This window comes from Thiobacter subterraneus (genome assembly GCF_055379455.1).
In genome coordinates this window covers 830,673-851,805 of the sequence record NZ_AP042402.1, presented here as the reverse complement: position 1 = coordinate 851,805, position 21,133 = coordinate 830,673, and the positions used below count along the sequence as shown (strand labels likewise).

Annotated in this window: 19 protein-coding genes and 3 tRNA genes; 12 read left to right on the top strand and 10 right to left on the bottom strand. The window is 67.4% G+C overall.

Features of this window, described 5'->3' with window-relative positions:
• Positions 1–44: 44 nt before the first annotated feature.
• Positions 45–2,036: an ABC transporter ATP-binding protein gene (locus ACZ42P_RS04345; RefSeq protein ID WP_464898870.1), complete on the top strand. Its 1,992-nt coding sequence runs from the start codon at positions 45–47 to the stop codon at positions 2,034–2,036.
• Between the two features lie 22 nt (positions 2,037–2,058).
• Here ACZ42P_RS04345 and ACZ42P_RS04340 read toward each other — a convergent pair whose 3' ends face one another.
• Together ACZ42P_RS04340 and gloB are read right to left on the bottom strand one after the other, a co-directional pair.
• On the bottom strand, positions 2,059–3,624 hold the full coding sequence (locus tag ACZ42P_RS04340) for a LysM peptidoglycan-binding domain-containing protein (RefSeq protein WP_464898869.1): 1,566 nt from the start codon (positions 3,622–3,624) through the stop codon (positions 2,059–2,061).
• Positions 3,625–3,797: 173 nt separating this feature from the next.
• Entirely contained in the window at positions 3,798–4,568 is a 771-nt protein-coding gene (gene gloB / locus ACZ42P_RS04335) for a hydroxyacylglutathione hydrolase (RefSeq protein ID WP_464898868.1), read from the bottom strand.
• Positions 4,569–4,684: 116 nt separating this feature from the next.
• On the opposite strand from gloB, the gene ACZ42P_RS04330 reads away from it, so the two are divergent.
• From ACZ42P_RS04330 to ACZ42P_RS04305, 6 genes are read left to right on the top strand one after another with little or no spacing between them, the layout of a single operon-like run.
• Complete coding sequence (locus ACZ42P_RS04330; RefSeq protein ID WP_464898867.1) at positions 4,685–5,434, top strand: class I SAM-dependent methyltransferase; 750 nt, start codon at positions 4,685–4,687, stop codon at positions 5,432–5,434.
• Positions 5,427–5,891 carry a ribonuclease HI gene (gene rnhA / locus ACZ42P_RS04325; RefSeq protein WP_464898866.1) on the top strand — a complete coding sequence of 155 codons (465 nt, stop codon included), beginning with the start codon at positions 5,427–5,429 and terminating at the stop codon, positions 5,889–5,891. Before ACZ42P_RS04330 ends, rnhA begins: the two co-directional genes overlap by 8 nt.
• The gene (dnaQ, locus tag ACZ42P_RS04320) at positions 5,888–6,592 is read left to right on the top strand and encodes a DNA polymerase III subunit epsilon (protein WP_464898865.1); all 705 of its coding nucleotides are present in this window, start codon (positions 5,888–5,890) and stop codon (positions 6,590–6,592) included. The genes rnhA and dnaQ overlap by 4 nt, the downstream gene beginning before the upstream one ends.
• Positions 6,593–6,615: 23 nt before the next feature.
• A complete protein-coding gene (locus tag ACZ42P_RS04315) occupies positions 6,616–8,592 on the top strand; it encodes a TonB-dependent receptor plug domain-containing protein (RefSeq protein ID WP_464898864.1) in 1,977 nt (658 codons plus the stop codon).
• Between the two features lie 13 nt (positions 8,593–8,605).
• The gene (locus ACZ42P_RS04310) at positions 8,606–9,514 is read left to right on the top strand and encodes an ABC transporter substrate-binding protein (RefSeq protein WP_464898863.1); all 909 of its coding nucleotides are present in this window, start codon (positions 8,606–8,608) and stop codon (positions 9,512–9,514) included.
• Positions 9,511–11,589: an EAL domain-containing protein gene (locus ACZ42P_RS04305; RefSeq protein WP_464898862.1), complete on the top strand. Its 2,079-nt coding sequence runs from the start codon at positions 9,511–9,513 to the stop codon at positions 11,587–11,589. The genes ACZ42P_RS04310 and ACZ42P_RS04305 overlap by 4 nt, the downstream gene beginning before the upstream one ends.
• Before the next feature lie 74 nt (positions 11,590–11,663).
• Here ACZ42P_RS04305 and ACZ42P_RS04300 read toward each other — a convergent pair.
• Positions 11,664–11,738 (bottom strand) — tRNA-Val (locus tag ACZ42P_RS04300).
• Positions 11,739–11,841: 103 nt separating this feature from the next.
• Here ACZ42P_RS04300 and gltX point away from each other — a divergent pair.
• The 4 genes from gltX to ACZ42P_RS04280 all read left to right on the top strand — a co-directional run bounded on the left by gltX (position 11,842) and on the right by ACZ42P_RS04280 (position 13,651).
• Positions 11,842–13,230, top strand: coding sequence for a glutamate--tRNA ligase (gene gltX, locus ACZ42P_RS04295; protein WP_464898861.1), 1,389 nt, complete (start codon positions 11,842–11,844; stop codon positions 13,228–13,230).
• Between the two features lie 47 nt (positions 13,231–13,277).
• Positions 13,278–13,353 (top strand) — tRNA-Ala (locus ACZ42P_RS04290).
• 53 nt (positions 13,354–13,406) lie between these two features.
• On the top strand, positions 13,407–13,553 hold the full coding sequence (locus ACZ42P_RS04285; RefSeq protein ID WP_464898860.1) for a hypothetical protein: 147 nt from the start codon (positions 13,407–13,409) through the stop codon (positions 13,551–13,553).
• Positions 13,554–13,575: 22 nt separating this feature from the next.
• Positions 13,576–13,651, top strand: a tRNA-Glu gene (locus ACZ42P_RS04280).
• Positions 13,652–13,952: 301 nt separating this feature from the next.
• Here ACZ42P_RS04280 and ACZ42P_RS04275 read toward each other — a convergent pair.
• Positions 13,953–14,195: a hypothetical protein gene (locus ACZ42P_RS04275; RefSeq protein WP_464898859.1), complete on the bottom strand. Its 243-nt coding sequence runs from the start codon at positions 14,193–14,195 to the stop codon at positions 13,953–13,955.
• Between the two features lie 156 nt (positions 14,196–14,351).
• Here ACZ42P_RS04275 and ACZ42P_RS04270 point away from each other — a divergent pair, with 156 nt between their 5' ends.
• Positions 14,352–15,083 (top strand): hypothetical protein, encoded by a 732-nt coding sequence (locus ACZ42P_RS04270; protein WP_464898858.1) that lies wholly within the window; start codon positions 14,352–14,354, stop codon positions 15,081–15,083.
• 9 nt (positions 15,084–15,092) lie between these two features.
• On the opposite strand, the gene ACZ42P_RS04265 is transcribed toward ACZ42P_RS04270, so the two are convergent.
• The 6 genes from ACZ42P_RS04265 to ACZ42P_RS04240 form a co-directional block, all read right to left on the bottom strand.
• Positions 15,093–16,907 (bottom strand): hypothetical protein, encoded by a 1,815-nt coding sequence (locus tag ACZ42P_RS04265; protein ID WP_464898857.1) that lies wholly within the window; start codon positions 16,905–16,907, stop codon positions 15,093–15,095.
• A 5-nt stretch (positions 16,908–16,912) separates the two neighbouring features.
• Positions 16,913–18,574: a thiamine pyrophosphate-binding protein gene (locus ACZ42P_RS04260; RefSeq protein WP_464898856.1), complete on the bottom strand. Its 1,662-nt coding sequence runs from the start codon at positions 18,572–18,574 to the stop codon at positions 16,913–16,915.
• 165 nt (positions 18,575–18,739) lie between these two features.
• Positions 18,740–19,090 (bottom strand): hypothetical protein, encoded by a 351-nt coding sequence (locus ACZ42P_RS04255; RefSeq protein WP_464898855.1) that lies wholly within the window; start codon positions 19,088–19,090, stop codon positions 18,740–18,742.
• Between the two features lie 83 nt (positions 19,091–19,173).
• A complete protein-coding gene (locus ACZ42P_RS04250; RefSeq protein ID WP_464898854.1) occupies positions 19,174–20,178 on the bottom strand; it encodes a ribose-phosphate diphosphokinase in 1,005 nt (334 codons plus the stop codon).
• Positions 20,179–20,201: 23 nt separating this feature from the next.
• Entirely contained in the window at positions 20,202–20,540 is a 339-nt protein-coding gene (locus ACZ42P_RS04245; protein ID WP_464898853.1) for a DUF2934 domain-containing protein, read from the bottom strand.
• A gap of 9 nt (positions 20,541–20,549) precedes the next feature.
• Positions 20,550–21,050 carry a hypothetical protein gene (locus tag ACZ42P_RS04240; RefSeq protein WP_464898852.1) on the bottom strand — a complete coding sequence of 167 codons (501 nt, stop codon included), beginning with the start codon at positions 21,048–21,050 and terminating at the stop codon, positions 20,550–20,552.
• Positions 21,051–21,133: the final 83 nt, after the last annotated feature.

The window sequence follows — 21,133 nt, the reverse complement described above, 5'->3', positions numbered from 1 at the left end:
TTTTCGGCCGGGACTTCCCCAGTCCCCGCGTTGCAGGCGGGCGCATGAACAGCTTGCTTGCCGTAGAAAACCTCAGTGTCCACTTCACCGTCGGCAGTCGCATCCTGCGCGCGGTGGATCAAGTGAGCTTTGCCATCGGGCGCGGGGAGACGCTGGCGCTGGTAGGGGAGTCCGGCTGCGGCAAGTCGGTGACGGCCCTGTCCGTGATGCGTCTGCTGCCGCCTGCGGCGCGCATCGTGGGCGGCAGTGTGCGCCTGGATGGCACGGAGCTCATGGGCTTGCCGGAGGTCGCCATGCGGCGCGTGCGCGGCGCGCGGGTGGCGATGATCTTCCAGGAGCCCATGACCAGTCTCAATCCCGTGCTCACCATCGGCCAGCAGATCGCCGAACCCCTGGCGCGCCACAGGGGACTCGCCGGGGCGGCGCTTTGGGCGCGGGTGCAGTCGCTGCTGGAGGCAGTGAACATCCCGGATCCGGCGCGCATGATGCAGGCCTACCCCCACCAGCTTTCCGGCGGCATGAAGCAGCGCGCCATGATCGCCATGGCGTTGGCCTGCGAGCCGCAGCTTCTCATCGCCGACGAGCCCACGACAGCGCTGGACGTCACCATCCAGGCCCAGGTGCTGGCTCTGCTGCGGGACCTGCAGCGCACCACGGGCACGGGGCTTTTGTTCATCACCCATGATCTCGGCGTGGTGGCGCAGATGGCCGACCGCGTGGCGGTGATGTATGCCGGCCAGGTGGTGGAAAGTGCGCCGCGGGAAGCCTTCTTCCGTGCGCCGCGGCATCCCTACACACGCAAGCTGTTTGCCTCCCTGCCTGGACGGGAACGGCGCGGTGAACCCCTGGCGGTGATTCCCGGCATGGTGCCGGCACTAGACCGGCCCATCGTCGGCTGCCGTTTCGCGGAGCGTTGCGAGTTCGCCTGGGCACGCTGCCGCGAGGAATCACCAGCCTGGGTGGAAACCAATGGCCACGGTGTGCGCTGCCACCTGGGGCTCGCGGGACCAGCCGCGGAACAGGCACCGCCTCCGGCACGGACTCTCCGGGGGACACAGCTGCTGCCGGATGGACCGCAGCCGCTTCTCAGGGTGCGCGATCTCAGGGTGCATTTCCCCATCCGGCGCGGTGTGTTCCAGCGCACCGTGGGCCACGTGCGGGCGGTGGATGGTGTCAGCCTCGACATCCGTGCCGGCCGCACCCTGGCCCTGGTGGGCGAATCCGGTTGCGGCAAGACCACGGTGGGCAAGGGCATCCTGCAGCTCGTGCCCGTGACGGGCGGCTCGGTGCTGTTCGAAGGCCGGGAGCTGGTGGGCCTGAGGGGTGGGGCCCTGCGCCGCCTGCGCAGCCGGTTCCAGATCGTGTTCCAGGATCCCTTCTCCTCCCTCGACCCCCGCATGACGGTGGCGGACATTCTGGAGGAAGGCATGGCCGCGCTGGGAGTGGGGACGGATGCCGCGGCGCGGCAAAGGGAAGTGGAGGGTCTGCTGGAGGCCGTGGGTCTGCCGCGGGAGGCCCGGCTGCGCTATCCCCACGAGTTCTCCGGTGGCCAGCGTCAGCGCATCGCCATTGCCCGCGCGCTGGCGGTGCAGCCGCAGTTGATCGTCTGTGATGAACCCACCAGCGCGCTGGACGTCTCAGTCCAGGCACAAATCCTCAACCTGCTGCGCGACCTGCAGCAGCGGCTGGGGCTTGCCTATCTGTTCATCACCCACAATCTGTCGGTGGTGGAATTCCTCGCCCAGGAAGTCGCGGTGATGTATCTGGGGCGCATCGTGGAAAAGGGGCCGGTGGATCGCGTTCTGGACGCGCCCGCCCATCCCTACACCCAGGCGCTGCTCTCCGCCGTGCCCACCCTGGAGCCCACAGGCCGTGCGGTGATCCGTCTCACCGGGGAGTTGCCTTCCCCGGCCCATCCGCCCCAAGGTTGCCATTTCCATCCCCGCTGTCCGCAGGCGATGCCCGTGTGCCGGGAACGCTATCCGGAGACCAGAGAGGTGGATGGGCGGCAGGTGGCCTGCCACCTTTATCCGTGATTGGCGCGACGGCGCGCGGGGCTCAGCCGCCGTGGTCGGCGCGGGCGAGCAGCAGGGTGTCGCCGGGACGCAGATGGGCACTGCGGCCCAGCTTGTTCCAGCGCCGCAGATCGTCCACGTCCACATCGAAGCGCTGGGCGATGCCATAAAGGGTATCGCCCCGCCTGACCGTGTAGCGCATGGGTTCGCGTTTGACGGATTTGGCTGCGGCGACCTTGACCCGCGCGGCACGCTCGCGCTGCGCCGTGCGCGCCTCGGGTGGACTGACGAGGAGCTTTTGGTTCGGGGTCAGGCGCATGGAGGCAAGGCGATTCCAGGCCTTGAGCTCAGCCACGCTCACGTCATAGCGGCGGGCAATGGCGGCAAGCGTCTCGCCCCGGCGCACGGTGTGACTCAGCCGCGGGGCTTCTGTCCGCGCCAGCGCCGGCGGCTCCTTCGGCAGGGTCCCCGCCGAGCCCGGCACCAGCAGGAGCTGGCCATGGGCGAGTCTGCGCACGGTCGGGCTCAGGCCATTCACCTCCCGCAGCCGCGTCGGTGTGATGCCGTAACGCCGGGCAATGGTTTCCAGACGTTCCCCTTTGCCTGCCCGATAGGTTTGCCAGGAGACCAGGGGTTTTTTGTGTCCTTCCAGATTGCGCGCGAACACCTCGGCCTTGTCCACGGGCAGAAGCAGCGTGGTGGGCTCCTGGGCGTGGATGACGGGGCGGTTGTAATGGGGATTGAGGGACAGGAATTCCGTGAGGGGAATCTCCGCCAGCCGCGCGGCGAGGGCCACGTCCATGTGGCGGGTGAGCGTGATCTGGGCGAAATAGGGCGTGTTGGGCAGGGGCCCCAGCCTGGCGGAGAACTCCTGCGGCCGCTCGATGAGATGCTTGATCGCCAGCAGGCGCGGCACGTAGTTGGCGGTTTCCACCGGCATGCGCAGGTTGACGTAATCCGTGGGCAGCCCCTGGGCCTGGTTGCGTGCGATGGCGCGGGACAGATTGCCCTCGCCCCAGTTGTAGGCGGCCAGCGCCAGATGCCAGTCGCCGAACATGGCGTACAGCTTTTGCAGATAATCGAGCGCGGCCCGGGTGGCGGCGAGTACGTCGCGCCGCTCGTCCACCCACCAGTTCTGCTGCAGACCAAAGGTGCGGCCGGTGGCGGGCATGAACTGCCAGATGCCCGCCGCCTTGGCGCGGGACAGGGCATGGGGGTTGAACGCGCTCTCGATCATGGGCAGCAGGGCGATCTCGGTGGGCATGCCGCGCCGCTCCACCTCCTCCACGATGTAGAAGAGATAGCGCCGGCTGCGTTCCAGCATGCGCGCCACATAGTCGGGACGCTCCGCATACCAGGCTTCGTTCTCCGCCACCAGGGGCGTGTCCAGTTCCGGCAGTGCGAAGCCTGCGCGCACGCGCGCCCACAGATCGGTGCGGGGATCGCCCTGCTCATCGATCGCCTTGAGCAGGGGTTCTATGGTATCCGGTGCGGATTCGATGCTGATGATGCTCGGCGCCTCGTCACTGCCGGCGGCGGCTTCCGGCAGCGTCATGTCGCTGACCTGGGCCACGCGCAGGGCGTCATCGGCGTGCAGCGCCGGTGCCATCAGGCCTGCGCCGATGAGCAGCGTGCACACAACAGTGCGGCGGAGGAGGCCGTGTCGCATCGGGGAAATGCTTGTGGTTCTTGTCGTTGCGGGGATGCGGCATGGTAACGGCCACACCGGGCAGGGTCAAGCCGGTCCCGGCGCGTGGCAGGACGGCAACGAACTGCCCGGACTCAGGCGCGGAAGTGATCCTTCCAGGCGCGCAGGGCAGCGAACACCGTCACCGGGTCCGGCAGGGAATGACCGGCATGGGCCTCGGCGGCGGCGCGCACGGCGGGCTCGTGCACACGCAGGAAAGGATTGGTGGCGCGTTCCAGGGCCATGGTGGAGGGCACCGTGGGCAGCCCCCTGTCGCGCGTGGCGCGGGTTTCCGCCTCGCGCGCCCGCAGGGCGTCGCTGTCGGGCTCCACCTGGCGCGCGAAGCGGATGTTGGCCAGCGTGTATTCGTGGGCGCAATAGACGCCGGTGTCGTCCGGCAGCGCGGCGAGACGGGCGAGGGAGGCATACATTTGTTGCGCACTGCCTTCGAACAGCCGGCCGCAGCCGCAGCCAAACAGCGTATCGCCACAGAACAGCAGCTTTGGGCGATAATAGGCGACGTGCCCGCGGGTATGACCCGGCACGGGCAGCACCTGGAACTCGATGTCGAGCGCCGGCAGACACACCGGCTGCGCTGGGTCCGCAGCCTGCGTGCGCGCGGGAACGGGTTCCCCGGCGGGGCCGTACACCGCCGCCTGGAAACGCTGTGCAAGCTCGGCCACGCCACCCACGTGATCGTGGTGATGGTGGGTGACCAGGATGGCCGTGAGCCGAAGGCCGTTGGCCGTCACGAAATCCAGCACCGGGCCCGCGTCGCCCGGGTCCACCACGGCCGCGGAACGGCCATTGTGCAGGAGCCAGATGTAGTTGTCCTGGAAAGCGGGCAGTGGAATGACCTGCAGCATGGCGGTAGCGGTGTGGACAACCGGGCCGTAGAACGAACATTGCGCAACTCACCCCACTGCACCAGGGCCTGATGCGGGGCGGGGTACTCCCTCAACTATCGGACCCGGACCATCGCATGTCAACCTCGAGCGCAGCAGACTGGTTCGCCACACCGCTGGGTGCCGACCTCCTGGCCCGGGAACAGGCCTGGTACGACGAGACCGTCAGCAACATATTCGGTTTCAACGCCCTGCAGCTGGGACTGGTCCAGTTCGACTTCCTGCGTGCCTGCCGTATCCCCCTGCGCGCCGCCATCGGCACCGGCCCGGGTGTGCGCGTGGTGGCGGATCCGCATTTCCTGCCGGTGGCCAGCCAGAGCATCGATCTCTTGTTGCTGCCCCACGTGCTGGAATTCGCCGCCGATCCCCACCAGATTTTGCGCGAGGTGGAGCGGGTGCTGATGCCGGAAGGCCATCTGGTGATCAGCGGCTTCAATCCCCTGAGTCTGTGGGGCGTGAAGCGCGTCCTCAGCCGGGCGCACGGCGCCTATCCCTGGAACGGGCGTTTCATTTCGCTGGTGCGCATGAAGGACTGGCTGTCGCTGCTCAATTTCGAAATGACCGGTGGACGCATGTGCTGTTATGCACCGCCCTTCGCCGGCAGCCGCTGGCGCGAGCGTTTTGCTTTCATGGAGAAAGCGGGGGACCGCTGGTGGCCCCTGGGCGGCGGCGTGTATTTCCTGGTCGCGAAGAAGCGCGTGCCCGGCATGCGTCTCATCCTGCCCAGCTGGAACGAACGGCTGGCGGCGCGCCGGCGTCTGGCTGCCGCGCCCCAGCGGCGCGCCACCACCCTGAATCGCCACCGGGAGCGGAGGCTCCATGTCTGAAGCGAAGGTGGTGGAGATCTACACCGATGGCGCCTGCAAGGGCAACCCCGGTCGCGGCGGCTGGGGCGCGCTGCTGCGCTATGGGGACCACGAGCGGGAACTGTGGGGCGGTGAGCCGGCCACCACCAACAACCGCATGGAGCTCACTGCCGTCATCCGGGCGCTGGAGGCCCTCAAGCGGCCCAGCCGGGTGCGGCTGCACACGGATTCGCAATACGTGCAGAAGGGCATCACCGAGTGGCTGCCCAACTGGAAGAAACGCGGCTGGCGCACGGCAGACAACAGGCCGGTGAAGAATGCCGACCTGTGGCGCGCGCTGGATGAGCTGGCGGCCCGGCACCACATCCAGTGGGTGTGGGTGCGCGGGCATGCGGGCCACGATGGCAATGAGCGGGCCGATGCGCTGGCCAACCGGGGCTGCGCCGGCGGCACTCAGGAGACAGGACACAGCAGATGAGACAAATCGTGCTCGATACGGAAACCACGGGCCTCGAGCCCGCGCTTGGCCATCGCATCATCGAGGTGGCGGCGGTGGAGCTCGTGAACCGGCGCCTCACCGGCAACCATTTCCACCGCTATCTCAACCCGGAACGGGAGATCGAAGAGGGCGCGCAGCAGGTGCATGGCCTGACACTGGAATTCCTCGCGGACAAACCCCGCTTTGCCGACATCGCGGATGAATTCCTGGCCTTCATCAAGGATGCGGAGCTCATCATCCACAACGCGCCCTTCGACGTGGGATTTCTCGACCATGAGCTTGCCCTGCTCGGCCGGGAGCCCCTGGTGCACTACTGTGCGGGGGTGGTGGACACGCTCCGGATGGCGCGCGACATGCACCCGGGGCAGAAGAACAATCTCGACGCGCTGTGCAAGCGCTACGGCGTGGACAACTCCAACCGTACCCTGCACGGCGCACTGCTGGACGCGGAACTGCTGGCGGAAGTCTATCTCGCCATGACCCGTGGCCAGGACAGCCTGATGATCGAACTCAACACGCCCGCGGCACGCCCGGAGGTGCTGGAAGCCTGGGCCAGCGATGCCCCGCTGGTGGTGCTGCGGGCCACCGAAGAGGAACTGGCAGCCCATGAGGCGCTGCTTACGGAACTCGACAAGGAGAGCAAGGGCGCGTGCCTCTGGCGCGCAAGCCCGGCCACCTGAATCACCCGGCGCAGGGAGGAAACATGAGGAGACGACCCGACCTCCGGGCTCTGGCCCGGCTGGGATGGATGGCGTGCCTGGCGGCAAGCCCGGCGCTGCACGCAGCGGAGACGGGCCTGTCGGAGGCGGAATTTCTGGGTGAGGTGCCCATGGTGCTGTCGGTGTCGCGTCTGTCTCAGCCGGTGCAGGATGCACCCAGCGCGGTGACGGTGATCGACCGGGACACCATCATCGCCTCCGGATTCCGGGAGATCGCCGATGTCCTGCGCCTGGTGCCCGGTTTTTACGTGGGCTATGTGTCCGGTAACGACGTGGTGGTGGCCCATGGCATCACCAATCCCTATTTCGGCCGGTTGCAGGTGCTGGTGGACGGGCGTTCGGTTTATACCCCGGCGTGGGGTCAGGTGCGCTGGAGCATGTTGCCCGTCACCCTGGAAGACGTGGACCGCATCGAGGTGACGCGCGGGCCCAATTCGGCCTCCTATGGGGCCAATGCCTTTACTGGCATCATCAACATCATCACCCGGCATCCCGCCCAGGACAAGGGCACCCTGGTGTCGGTGACCAGCGGCGATCCGGACGTCAGGGATGGCTTCGTGCGCCATGCGGGCGCGCTGGGCGGCTGGCAGTTCCGGGTCAGCGCGGGCCATCGCGAGGATACAGGCTTTGCCACGCGCAACGACAGCCAGGACACGGATTTCGTGCTGCTTCGCGGCGAGCGCGTTCTCGATCCCACGGACAGCCTCCAGCTCCAGGCAGGGTACCGCGGCGGCCGGCTGGGTGTGGGATGGTTCGGGGATACCCGCAACCCGCCCCGGGACCGCCATGCGGCCAACGGTTTTGCCCAGATCCGCTGGCAGCGCAACCGGGCCCCGGACGACGAGCTGGCGGTGCAGTTCTATTACAGCTTCGATCAAAACCGGGAACAGTTCGTGACCTGGGACACGGGCGTCCCCACCACCCTGCGGCTTACCGAGGATGCCCAGCGCTACGACATCGAAGTCCAGCGCACCCAGGCCTGGGGCACGGACTGGCGCATCGTGTGGGGCGGCGGCCTGCGTCACGACCGCATTCACGCGCCGGCTTATCTCGGAACGGATGACACGCGGCTGGTGCGCCTGCAGCGTGTTTTCGGCCATGCCGAGTGGCGGCCCGTGTCCAGCTGGACCCTGAACGGCGGCGTCATGGTGGAGCACAACGATCTCACCGGCACGGATGCCGCGCCGAGGGTCTCCGCCACCTGGCACTTCCTCCCCCGGCACAGCCTGCGGGTGGGCGTCTCCCAAGCCCAGCGCGCGCCCACCCTGCTCGAATATGCAGCCGACTACAAGATCATCCTGAACCTGCCAGGCGGCGGCACACTGCCCTTCCAGTGGTACCTGACGACCCAGCCCCCTGCGGCCGAGCGGATCACGACCCGGGAAATGGCCTATCTCGGCACCTGGCCGGGTATCGGTCTGAACCTCGATGTGCGTCTCTACGAAGACCGCATCCGGGACGTCATTCTGCCCAACGCCCTGGGTGGCGGTTCCTGGTCCTTCCTCGGCGGCAACTGGCTGACACGGCGCGGCGTCGAGACCCAGCTGAACTGGCACGTGGGTGACACGCGCCTGACAGTGGCCCACTCCTTCACCCAAACCCGGAGCATGGGTGGGCCGGCTAGGGATGCGGAGCGCGATCTCAAACGGGCCGACCCCCGCCACACCTTCGGCGGCCTGCTTGCCCACCGGTTTCCCCATGGCATCGAGGCAAGCTTCGGCTATTACTACTACGATGACATGACACCCTTCGGTAACACCGGCGACTTCATCCGGGCCTACAGCCGCCGGGATATCCGGCTGGCGAAACGGTTCAGGCTGGGGACGGGTTTCGCCGAGCTGGCCCTGGTCACGCAGAACGTCGGCGAACCCTATCGCGAATTCTTCTGGGATCCCAACAAGCCGCTGCAACGGAACGAATTCGTGCGCCGCACGCTGGTGACGCTCAAGGCGGAGTTCTGACGGACATGGGCGGATGACGGTCATGGACTGGCGTGGGTCGCGCTGGCTGTTGTTCGCCCTCTGGCTGATGGCTGCCGCCGCCACGGCGGCGCCGGTCAATGTGGCCGTTCTTCTCAGCGACGAGGCCGCGCCCTACCAGGAGTTTGCGCACCGGCTGCGGGTGGAGTTGCAGTCCCGCCCGGTCAACCTTTCCGTCCAGTCCGGCGGGACGGTGCCGTCCCAGGCCGACCTCGTGGTGGCGGTGGGCCTGCGTGCCACCGAACAGGCCCTCAGATTCAATCCCCCGCTGCCCGTGCTGGCGGTGCTGCTGCCACGCGCCGCCTACCTGCAGTTGCGCCGCGGCGTCACTCAGCCCTTCTCGGCGATTTTCCTGGACCAGCCTCCCGCACGCCGTCTCGCCCTGATCGGGGAGGCCTTTCCGGATCGAAAACGGGTGGGCGTGGTGCTGGGCCCCGAGTCCGCCGGCGAGCTCCGGAGCCTGCAGGCCGCGGCCCGGGAGCGCGGCCTGCATCTGGTAAGTGAGCGCATCGACGAGGCCGATGCGCTGCTGCCCGCCCTCAGGCGGGTGCTGTCGGAGGCCGACCTCCTGCTGGCGCTGCCCGATCCCCTCGTTTTCAACCGCAACACCGCCCAGGCCATCCTGCTCACGAGTTACCGGGCGCAGAAGCCGGTGGTGGGCTATTCCCAGGCGTACGTCAACGCCGGGGCGATGGTGGCGGTCTATTCCACGCCGGCGCAGATCGCCCGCCAGGCGGCGGAGCTGATCGCGGCGCTGCCGTCACCGGCGGCGCTGCCGCCACCACAGTATCCCCGCTATTTTTCCGTGGCGGTCAATGGGCAGGTGGCACGTTCCCTCGGGATTGCCGTGGAGCCGGAGCGGGTGTTGCTGGAAAGACTGGGTGGGCCGGGAGGCGAGGAATGAAAGGCTTGAGCATCAAGTGGCAGGTGCTGCTGCTGGCGCTGATGCCGGCGGCGCTGATCGCGCTGGGACTGGCGTGGTATTTCATCCAGCGGGGTTTGAGCGAGCTCGACGATGCGCTCAACAACCGCGGACTGGCCATTGCCCGGCAACTGGCACCCGCGGCGGAGTACGGGGTGTTTTCGGGCAATCGCGAGATCCTGCGCCGGCTGGCCGAGGCGGCCGCTGCGGAAGCCGATGTGAAATGGGTGGCGATCACCGATCTCAACGGCGAAGTCCTGGCGGCGAGTGGTGACTCCGTCGTCCTGCCCGCCCTGACGGGCATGCAGGGACTCAATGTGGCGGTGGCGGCCACCCCCACGGCCATCGACTTCAGCGCGCCCATCGTGGTGACCCAGCTGGCCGTGGAAGAAGAGTGGGGCCAGGCGCCACCCGCGCGGCGCGTGATCGGGCGCGTCACCGTGGAGCTCGACCGGGGCCCGACCCTGCGTGCCAAGGAGGCGGTGCTGCGCAACGGACTGGTCATCACGGCCATTGGGCTCGTCCTGGCCGCGCTGGTGGCACTGCGCATGAGCCGCCGGGTCACCGGCCCCATCCTGCGCCTCGCCCAGGTGCTCCGGCAGATGGGAGAAGGGCGGCTCGATCTGCGTGTGCCCGAGGAGTCCGGCGGCGAGCTTAAGCTGCTGGAGGAAGGGGTGAACCGGATGGCTGCCTCCCTTGAGGCTTCCCACGAGAATCTGCAGCAGCGCATCGCCGATGCCACGCAGCGCCTGAGTCATCAGGCCAGCCACGACGCGCTGACCGGGCTCATCAACCGGCGCGAGTTCGAGGCGCGGCTGGAGCGCGCCCTGGCCAGCGCCCGCCAGCACGGCCAGGTCCACACCCTGTGCTACCTCGACCTGGACCAGTTCAAGGTGGTGAACGATGCCTGCGGGCATGTGGCCGGCGATGAACTGTTGCGACAGCTTTCCAACCTGCTCCAGGCGCGGCTGCGGGAGAGCGACACCCTGGCGCGCCTGGGCGGGGACGAGTTTGGCGTGCTTTTGGAGAACTGCGATCTGGCCGCTGCCGAACCCGTGGCGGAAGCCTTGCGCCAGACGGTGAAGGACTACCGTTTCCTGTGGCAGGACCGTGCCTTCGGCGTGGGAGTCAGCATCGGCATGGTCGAGATCAACCGCGACAGCGGCCATCTCGCCAGCCTGCTGAGTGCTGCCGACGCGGCCTGCTATGCGGCCAAGGACCGGGGCCGCAACAGGGTGCATGTCTATCAGGAACAGGATGGCGAAGTGCAGCGCCGGCGCGGCGAAATGCAATGGGCGACACGCATTGGCCAGGCCATGGAGGAAAACCGTTTCCGCCTCTACCGGCAACCCATCATCCCTGCCGACCCGGACAGGGGGCTTGAGCCCCACCACGAAATTCTGCTGCGCATGCTCTCGGATGACGGCGAGCTGGTGCTGCCCATGGCCTTCATTCCCGCCGCGGAACGCTACAACCTGATGCCGGCCATCGACCGCTGGGTACTGAGCAAGGTGTTTTCCCTGTTCCACCAATGCTTCGGGAGCGAGGCGGGGGGACCGGTCTGCACCGTGAACCTGTCGGGCCATTCCCTGTGCGATGAGAGTTTCCTCGCCTTCGTGCACCGCCAGTTCGAACTCAATCAGGTGCCACACCGGCGCATCTGCTTCGAAATCACCGAGACGGCCGCCATCACCAATCTGCGCGAGGCGGTGCACTTCATCGAGGCAATGAAGGCGAGAGGCTGCACCTTCTCCCTGGATGACTTCGGCAGCGGGCTGTCCTCCTTCAACTATCTGAAGAACCTGCCGGTGGACTACATCAAGATCGACGGCGCCTTCGTGCGCGACATGGATGCCGACCCCATGGATCATGCCATGGTGGAGGCCATCCATCGCATCGGCCGCGTCATGGGACTGGGCACCATCGCCGAGTCGGTGGAGAGCGAAGCCATCCTGGAGCGACTGCGCGGCATCGGGGTGGATTATGTGCAGGGGGAGTGGCTCGCCGCGCCCGTGCCACTTACCGACATCACCGGCGGCCGTGGCTGCGCGGTGTGAAGCCAACAGCATCCCCGGCGGCATGGGGCGCCGCAGAGGCTGGGCTGGAACGGGGAGGGGAGAAAACCAGGATCTGGTGGGCGGTGCTGGGTTCGAACCAGCGACCCCTGCCGTGTGAAGGCAGTGCTCTACCACTGAGCTAACCGCCCCTGAGCGGGTGCGCAATTTAACCACAATCGCGCGTGCCGGGTCAAATACGGTTTGGGTGTGGGTGGACCTTTCGCGTAAAATGCGCGTTTTTTCTGGTCAGTCATGGTTCGCACCCGTTTCGCCCCCAGCCCGACCGGCTATCTGCATATCGGCGGCGCCCGCACTGCGCTCTTTTCCTGGGCCTTCGCGCGCAAGCACGGCGGCAGTTTCATCCTGCGCATCGAGGACACGGACCTGGAACGTTCCACCCAGGAATCGGTGCAGGCCATTCTGGACAGCATGGCCTGGCTGGGCCTCGATTACGACGAGGGGCCCTTCTACCAGACGCAGCGCATGGCACGCTACCGCGAGGTGATCCAGCAACTCCTTGACGAGGGCAAGGCCTACCACTGCTACTGCAGCAAGGAAGAGCTCGATGCCATGCGCGAGGAACAGCGCGCCCGCGGGCTCAAGCCGCGCTATGACGGCCGCTGCCGCCATCGCACCGCGCCGGTGCCCGGCGTGAATCCCGTGGTGCGTTTCAAAAATCCCCTCGACGGCGAGGTCATCATCGATGATCTGGTCAAGGGACGGGTGGTGGTGAGTAATGCCGAGCTGGACGACCTCATCATCGCCCGCGCCGACGGCACGCCCACCTACAATTTCTGCGTGGTGGTGGACGACTGGGACATGGCCATGACCCACGTCATCCGCGGTGACGACCATCTCAACAACACGCCGCGTCAGATCAACATACTCAAGGCGCTGGGCGCGCCCATTCCCCAGTATGCCCATGTGCCCATGATCCTGGGTCATGATGGGGAGCGGCTGTCCAAGCGTCATGGGTCGGTGAGCGTCACCCAGTACCGGGACGAGGGCTACCTGCCGGAAGCCCTGCTCAACTACCTGGCGCGCCTGTCCTGGGCCCATGGCGACGACGAAATCTTCACCATGGATCAGTTCATCGAATGGTTCGATCTTGCGGACATCAGCAAGTCGCCGGCGAAGTTCGATCCGGAAAAGCTCACCTGGGTCAACGCCCAGTACATCAAGGCTGCCGACAGCGCCCGTCTGGTGGAGCTCGCGCGGCCCTTCATGGAGGCCGACTGCTGTGACCCCGCGCGCGGACCCGATCCGGTCAGGGTGGTGGATCTCCTGAAGACCCGGGTCAGTACCCTGGTGGAGCTCGCCGATGCCGCCGTCTATTTCTACCGCCAGCTCGAGCCCCACGCCGAGCTGCGGGCCCAGTACCTGACTGCGGAGATTCGCCCGGTGCTGGAGGAATTCGCCTGTAAGCTGGAGGCGATCGACTGGAACCGGGACGCCATCAACCGCCTCTTGAAAGACGTGGTCGCCGCCCACAAACTGAAGCTGCCGCAGCTGGCCATGCCGCTGCGTGTGATGGTCACCGGCGAGACGCAGACCCCTTCCATCGACGCCGTGATGGAACTCATCGGACGCGAGGAGACCATGCGCCGCATCCGCGACCATCTGGGCCGTTATCCGGCCTGAAACCGCTTTACAAGCGCGCCGTCGCTGCCTATAATGGCGCGCTTTCCGGGGGTGTAGCTCAGCTGGGAGAGCGCTTGCATGGCATGCAAGAGGTCAGCGGTTCGATCCCGCTCATCTCCACCAAATTCCGAGGCACGGTGCACCGGCTAGGCGTCATCTCGGTGTGGGTTGGCATCTTGGCCAGCGCGCTCGGTCTGGTGGTCGGGTTTGCCGACCTGATCACCGGAGAGGACGCCAAAGCCGGACCGTGGCTCAGTCTGGTACCACTGGGATTCGCCCTGATGCTGTTTGGCATCGCGGCCACCCAGCTCACCAGAAAGTAACACCGACTAAGCGCAGCGTTTAGTCCCCATCGTCTAGAGGCCTAGGACATCGCCCTTTCACGGCGGTAACCGGGGTTCGAATCCCCGTGGGGACGCCAAACAAAAAAGCCACCGCAGGGTGGCTTTTTTGTTTGGCTTTCCCATGGGTTGGCCGAACCCCGTCGGGCTCGACCAGCGCGCCCGCGCGCGGGCGCGCGCAGGACGCCCGCAGGGCGGTCCCGAGCGAAGGCGAGGGATGGCCGGCGCGCCGCAGGCGGGACGGCCACAATCCCCGTGGGGACACCTCGCCTTGGCGTGTCAGCGTTGAATGGGGGTGTGACCGGCTTGGCCGAACCCCGTCGGGTTCGACCAGCGTGCCCGCGCGTTCCAGGCGTAGGGCGGGATGGCCGGATCAACCTCTCAGGTTTCGGCGAGCGTTTGTTTTAGCGCATCCAGTTCCAGTGCGGGGTCACTGAAGTCTTCGTAGCGCCGGCCGGCGCGGGCATACCAGTAGCGGCTGTTGCCCGCGTCGCCTTCGATCTTGTGCAGGATGGCATGCAGCCAGCAGGCGAGGACATCGTCCCGTGCCTGCACGATCTGGTGGGCACGGTGCCAGTCCCCGTTGCGGGTGGCGGCCAGGGCCTCTTCGAGAGCGGTATCCATGGGCACCTCCGGATGAGCCGGGCGTGGCAGGGGACGCATACAATTCCGGAAACAGGCCGGGGCGTCCCTTCCCGTGGGTCGAAGAGCGGAAAAGGGGGTGGCGTCTCCTGTCGGGGACCGTCCTGCCGTACACCGGGATTCGGGGAACATTCTGCCATGCCGGATGCCTACGGGCGCATTTTCCTCCTCAGCCACATGCGGGCTTTTACCACCCTGGCGGGGCACGTGCTGGGTTCCCACCCGGAGATCAACGGCTATTACGAGCTGCACCGCAGCTACGAGGGGCCGGCCGACCTCGACCGCCAGCGCGAGGCCCTTGCCCGCCAGGACGGGCTCAAGCCCGGCAGCCGTTTCCTGTTCGACAAGCTGCTGCACGACGACTACCGGCTGCTGCCGGAACGGCTGGGCATCCACGATCTCAGGTTGCTTCTCTGTCTGCGCCGTCCGGCCGCCACCCTGGCCAGCATGGTGCGCCTGTTCGCCCGGCGGCCTGGGCTGACGGGCTTTGCCCAACCGGAGCAGGCCGCGGCCTACTACCAGGGGCGTCTTGCCACGCTGGCCCGGTTTGCGCGGGAGCACGCCGGGCGTTATGGCTACTTCGACGCGGAACTGTGGCAGGCCGCCCCGGAAACCCTGCTGGCCCAGCTCACCCTGAGGCTGGAACTCGCCACCCCCCTGCGTGGTGAGTACCGGATCTTTTCCCTCACCGGCCAGCCGGGGGCGGGAGACTCCTCACCCCGCATCCACAGCGGACGCATCGAGCGCACACCGAGTCGCCACGCCGACGTGGAGCTGCCGTGGGCGCTGCTGCAGGCGGCGCAGTCGGCCTATGAAGCCTGCCGCAGCGTGCTCGTCCACCACGCCGCATGGGTGGTGCGAGATGATTGAGAGGCCTGCTCACGCCCCCGGAAACAGACTGTCCCAGGCGTCGCGCTCGGCGCGGTAGGAGACCAGGGCATCGATGATTTGGGCGCGCCGGCGGGCGCGGTGCCCGGCCGACTGGATGGCCAGCCAGCCCGGCGCGGTATCGCCGAAGTTGTGCTGCAGATTGTCGAGGAAACGACGCACCTCGGCCAGTGCCGGCGCATCCCGCCACCAGTGCCGGTCATCGAACACGAGATCGGCAAGCAGGGCGCGCGCCCGGCCAAGGGCGGCATGTTTTTCGGCATAAAGGGTCAGCAGTTTTGCTTCGGTTTCCGTCACCACCGTGCGCACCAAATCCGGCGCGAAGGGTTTGCGCACGTCCGCCACCTGCACCAAGGCCTCTGCCGAAAACAGCATGAGGTCGCCGAAGAACTGACGCTCGAACTCGTCCGACAGGTCGATGCGCCCTCCACGTTCTTCCACCCCGGGCCGGAAGTCGTCCTGACCGCTTCCCCGCTGGTGCAGGTTGGGCAGATTGCAGGTGGCGAAGCGGGGGCCGATCTCGGCGGCGATGAGACGGCCCGCCGTGGGGCCGGACATGCGCAGGCGCAGGTGCCCGAAGGGAATGATGTAGCGCAGGCCTGCATGGCGGGCCACGTAATTGCCGGGATAGATGGTGCGCGCGGGACGCAGGCCCGCGTAACCCGCGCCGTAGTTAAACCAGGTGCGGCGGGTGAGATGTTCGCCATGGAAGAAACGGTTGAGACGCCGCGCGAAATCCTCGAGACAGGCGCGGTGGTCATGGCTGCCGCCAAGCCGGCAGGGATAGTCGAAAGCGTCCGCCGGCGGCGTGAAACCGAACAGGCTGGCGAGATCGTGATAGGCCGCCTCCGATGCCGCTGCGTCACGGCTGCCGTGGAAGCGGCATGGGCCGGCCGGGCCGTACTCGCTGAGGCGGGTGAAAAACGCGATCACGTCCTGGACGAAATTGACCGCCATGACCGCGGGCGACACGGGCGGGTCGCCCACCATCTTGCCGCTCAGCAGCAGCACGTCGGAAGTGCGGAAGATGCGGTCCCAAAGGTGGAAATAGGGTGGGGCGTGCACCGTCTCGCCGCCCTCGGGCGTGACGCGGTTCACATAGAGCGCCTGGTCGCTGTCCAGCAAATGGTAGAGCGTTCGCTCAGGCGCGCGGGTGAGCTCGCGGAACTTGAGATAGAGAAGGTTGCGGTTGGCGGCCTGGCCCTTGTGGTGAAAGCGTTCCAGCGGCTGGTTCGTCAGCAGCCGCTCAAGCCGTCCGCGCAGGGAGACGGGCAGGGCATAAAGCAGGGCATGCTGCTCGGCAAAATCCAGGTGATGCACACGCAAACCCCGGGCGCGGTACGCCTGCACGAGTTCGCGGTGTGCCTGGCGGTGGGCCTCATCGCGACTGTCCTCCCCCACCACCACCTGGATGCGTTGCCAGCTGCCCTCCTGCCGGCCGCCGTAGTCATAGCGCCGGCAGACCTGCAGGATGCTTTCCAGGCAGGTGTGCAGATGGGCCGGACGGTCCGCCACCGGAATGCCGATGATGAAGTGATGGCGCGGGTCCGCGCCGTGGGCGGCGATCAGCTCCTCCTGTTCCCGGAACAGGGCCTCGTAATCGGCACACAGGGCGTCGAAATCCTGTGGCTCGGACCACATGGCCCGTTCCAGCAGGGTTTGCGCGCTTTCATAGAGGGGCGCCAGCTGCGTGGGGTCGGCCCCTTCCAGGGTCGCGAGTCTCCGGCCGATGTCGGCGAGGGCCGGAATGCGCGCCCTGTGGCGTTTTACGCAGGCGGCCAGCGCCGCGGTGACGGGGGTTGTCATGAGCGCTAGCGTCGTGACGAGTAGTTGGGATAGGCATCCCGCGCCACGGCGATCTCGATCAGGTTGATTTCCCCGCGGCAGTCGAGTTCGTCGAGGCGGGCGAGATGGTCGGCGCACTCCACCCTGCAGTGGCGAATGCCGAAGGCCCGGGCGAGCAGGGCGAAATCCGGGTTGGGAAAGTCGCAGTCGATGAAGCGTCCACCGTAGAGGTGCAGCTGGTTCTTGCGGATGAGACCCATCGTGCCGTTGCTGAACAGCACCACGTTGAGGGGAATGCCGTAGTGCACCGCCGTCATCAGTTCCATGGCGCACATGTGGAAGCCCCCGTCGCCGATCAGCGCGAACAGGGGTTGTTCCAGCGCGAAGCCGGCACCGATGGCAGCGGGAATGGCGTGCCCGAGCGAGGAGATGCCGGTGTTGGGATGGAAGCGGTCGTGGCGTCCCACCCGGTAGAAGCTCTGGGCAAAAACGATGTTGTCGTCGAACAGCGCGAGGCCCTCCGGAAACCTGCGCTCCAGCCAGGCGAAGAAGGCACGCACGTGCTCGAAGCGGGCATCGAACACTGCCTCACCGCTGGCATCCAGGTGCCGTTGATTGGCGGTGATGAAAGCCGGGATGTCCACCCTCTCACGGGGCGGCAGGTTTCCCGTGGCCTGCGCCAGAGCTCCGAGATAGGCCGCGAGATCCGCATGGATCGCCAGGTCGGCGCGAAACACCTTTTCCAGTTGCTGGGAATCGTTGTCCACCTGGATCACGGTCTTGCCTGCGAGCAGGGTACGGTCCCAGACATAGCTCGTGCGTTCGTTGAAGGTGGCGCCCAGGATCAGCACCAGGTCCGCCTGCTCCCTGAGATAGCGCAGGGCGTGCCCGGCCGAGGTCACACCCAGGCTGCCCAGTGCCAGGGGTGAGCGTTCGTCCAGCGCGCCCTTGGCCTTCAGGCTGGTGGCCACGGGAATGTTGAGGCGCTCTGCCAACTGCGTCAGCGTCAACTTCGCACCGGCACGGATCACACCGTGGCCGGCGATGATCATGGGCCGCCGCGATCGGGCGAGCAGGGATACGCTCGCGTGCACATCTCCGGGGGCAGGGGGACAGGCCCGCTCGGCGCGGGAAAAGCGGATCGCATCCAGCACGGCGTCTTCCACCGGCTCCTTCTGGACGTTGAAGGGCAGGCTCAGCACCACCGGTCCGGGCGTGTCGGCGAGCAGGCACTTGGCGGCCTGGATCAGAACGTTGGCCAGGTAGTCGGTGCGCTCCACCAGCCGGTGGTAGCGCGTGATGCCGGCGAACAGCGCCACCTGATCCACGCTGCCGCCTTCGCCCGAACTTTCCTGCAGGCCACCACGGCCGAAGATGTGGGTGGGGGCCTCGCCGGTGACGGCGAGAATGGGCAGGCGGTCGGCATAGGCACTGGCGATGGCGGTGACCAAATTGGTGGCGCCGGGACCGGCGGTGGTGATGCAGGCGCCGATACCGCCCGTGACGCGCGCATGGCCCATGGCCATGAAGGCTGCCGCCTGTTCGTGCTTGGCCAGCACGGTGCGGATGGGGGAGGCGCGCAGGGCGTCGTAAACGGGGAGGATGTGGGAGCCCGGCAGGCCGAAGATGCGGCGAATGCCCAGGCGCTCCATGAAGCGCACGATGAGTTCGGCGACCGGTATTTGCATCGGGAAGGGAGCGCCAGCAGTCGGGGCGGGCGGGCCCGCACCGGCGATAGGATAATGGGCTTGCGCCGCGAAGGAAACCCGCGCAGACCAGCGGCCCGCCCGGTCCACCGGCGGGGTCACCGGTTCAGCCCATGGCCAGCCAGCGGCCTGAGAAACCGTCCGGGTTCAGGTTTCCCGGCGTTTGCCCAGGGCAAAGGCCAGGGGCAGCAGCACCCCGGCGACCACCAGGGGGATGGCGTAGGCGGACAGCTCTTCCGGCGGTTGCGGGCGCATCCCGCGCAGGACAATCACGAAAGCGAGCGTGACGCCGGTGATTACCAGGCCTGTGATCAGGAGCCACCCCGGCCGCAGGCTCGCGGTGAGGCTGCCGTAGGCGACGAAGGGCAGCATGAGTCCCACCAGGATGCTCGCGTGCAGGTGAAAGCCCGCCTCATAATGGGGCAGCAGCGCGGCCCAGGCGGCGGCTGCAAGCCCAATCAAAACGAGGACCAGGACGTAGGGACGGACATCGTTCATGGCAGCTTCCTCCTCTGGATGGCGGGAAGCTTCGACCCGCGGCAGGGGGCCGCGGTTTCACCCCACTTGCTGTGGGGCTGGACTCAGGCCAGGCGGGGAGACGGGGGTTCCAGCAGGGCGGTGAGGCTGCCGCCCGCGGCCAGACGGCGGATGGCCTCGGCCAGGAGCGGTGCGATTTCCAGCACCGTGAGCTTGGCGGCGACGTCCGGCGGCAGGGGACGCGGCGGCCAAACGCTGTCGGTGATGATGAGCCGTTCCAGCGCCGGCTCGGCCAGGGTCTCGGCTGCGCCGACGCCAAACAGCCCATGGGTGACGGCGGCGAGTACCCGCCGGGCGCCCCGGGCGCGGCAGGCACGGGCGGCGCGGGCCAGGGTGGTACCGCTTGCCACCAGGTCGTCCAGGATCAGGGCGACGCGCCCCGACACGTCGCCTACCACGGCCTCGCCCCACACCTCGCCGCGGGCCCGGTATTTCTCCACGAAGGCGCTGCCCACCGGGCGCGCCAACAGGCCGCCCAGCGTCTCCCGCAGGGCCTCGGCACGCTTGACCCCACCCACGTCCGGCGAGACCACCACCACGTCCTCGCCGGCGAGCTGGGGCGCGAGATGCCGGGCGAACAGGGGTCTGGCTTCCAGGTGGTCGGCGGGGATGCGGAACGCGTTCTGGTAGGCGGCCAGATTGTGTACGTCCAGGGTGAGCACCCGGTCGGTGCCCACGGCCTCGAACAGCTGGGCCACGGTCCGGGTGTTCACCGGGTCGCGGGGCTGGGTACGCCGGTCCTTGCGGGCGTAGGCGAGATAGGGGAGCACCGCCGTGACCTGCGCCGCCCCCTGGTCCTTGAGAGCCTGGATCAGCAACAGCAGCCGAACCAGCCGGTCGTTGACGCTGCCCGTGGCGTCCCCGTGCAGGGACTGGATGAGATACACGTCCCGGCCCCGCACACCGGTGAGGGGGCGGCTCTTGTGCTCACCGTCGTCGAATTCGCGCTCCTCCAACGGTGCGAGCTCGAGACCCAGTTCCTGGGCAATGGCCTGGGCCAGTCCCCGCCCGGCCTTTGGCGCAAACAGCAGTGGGTCGGTCCGGCTCATCGGGGCGCAGGACAGGAGGCAGCTTACTCCCGCGGCGGCGCCAGCTCCGGGTCGATGCCCTCCACCTGGGGAATGGCCTTGGCGGGATGCTGGCGCAGGATGCGCTTGAGGGCATCATCCACGCCGGGGCCCCGGACGCTGCTTTGCTGGATTTCGGCCTCCGGCCCGGGCTGCGGTGGGAAGTCGTGGTCGAGGGCCGCCTCCGCGGCAAGCCAGTCGTCCAGCTCGTGGCCCGGGGCGAAGCCGCGCTTTTCCGCCAGGTAATAGGCGGCCTCGCGGATCATGGCCTCGCGCACCTCCAGCGGCAGGCCGCGCCAGGTGACGCCCGCGGCGGCTTGCGGGCCTTGCATGGCTTCCGGCATGGCATCCTCCTATTCGTAGCGCACGAAATTCTCCGCGAGGGCGTCGGGACCGTATTCGTCGATCAGCCCGTCGATTTCCTCCAGCAGGCCCTCGTCTTCGTCCTCGTCCAGCACACCCTCGCCCACCAGCCGTGCCCCGATGCCCTCCACGATGGCCTCGCGCACGGTTTCCAGGGTGGGCGGCCCTTCCCGGTTTTCGTCGTTGATCACGGTTTCGATGACCCGCGACAGGGCCTCGCTGGCGGTGGCACGCACGAAGTCCGCGGCGGGCGCGTCCGGGCCGTACTCCTCGATCAGCGTGTTGAGCTCATCGAGGAGTGATTCGCTCACGTCGAAATGGTGCAGCCGCTCCGCCTCGCTGAAGGAAGGCGGCAGCAGGCCCATGAGGAAGTCGCGCGCCGTGGCGAGGGTGGGGGGTTCGTCCGCATTGGGGTCGTTGACCAGCCTTTCCAGCAGGGCGGACAGGCGGGGCGAAACCAGGGTGGAAACGTCCAGGGGATTTCGGATCATGATGGTTCCTCGTCGAGCCATGGCGGGCCGACGGGCCCGCCTGTTGGCAATATAGCAGCCCTGCTGGCGGTGGGGTCGCCCAA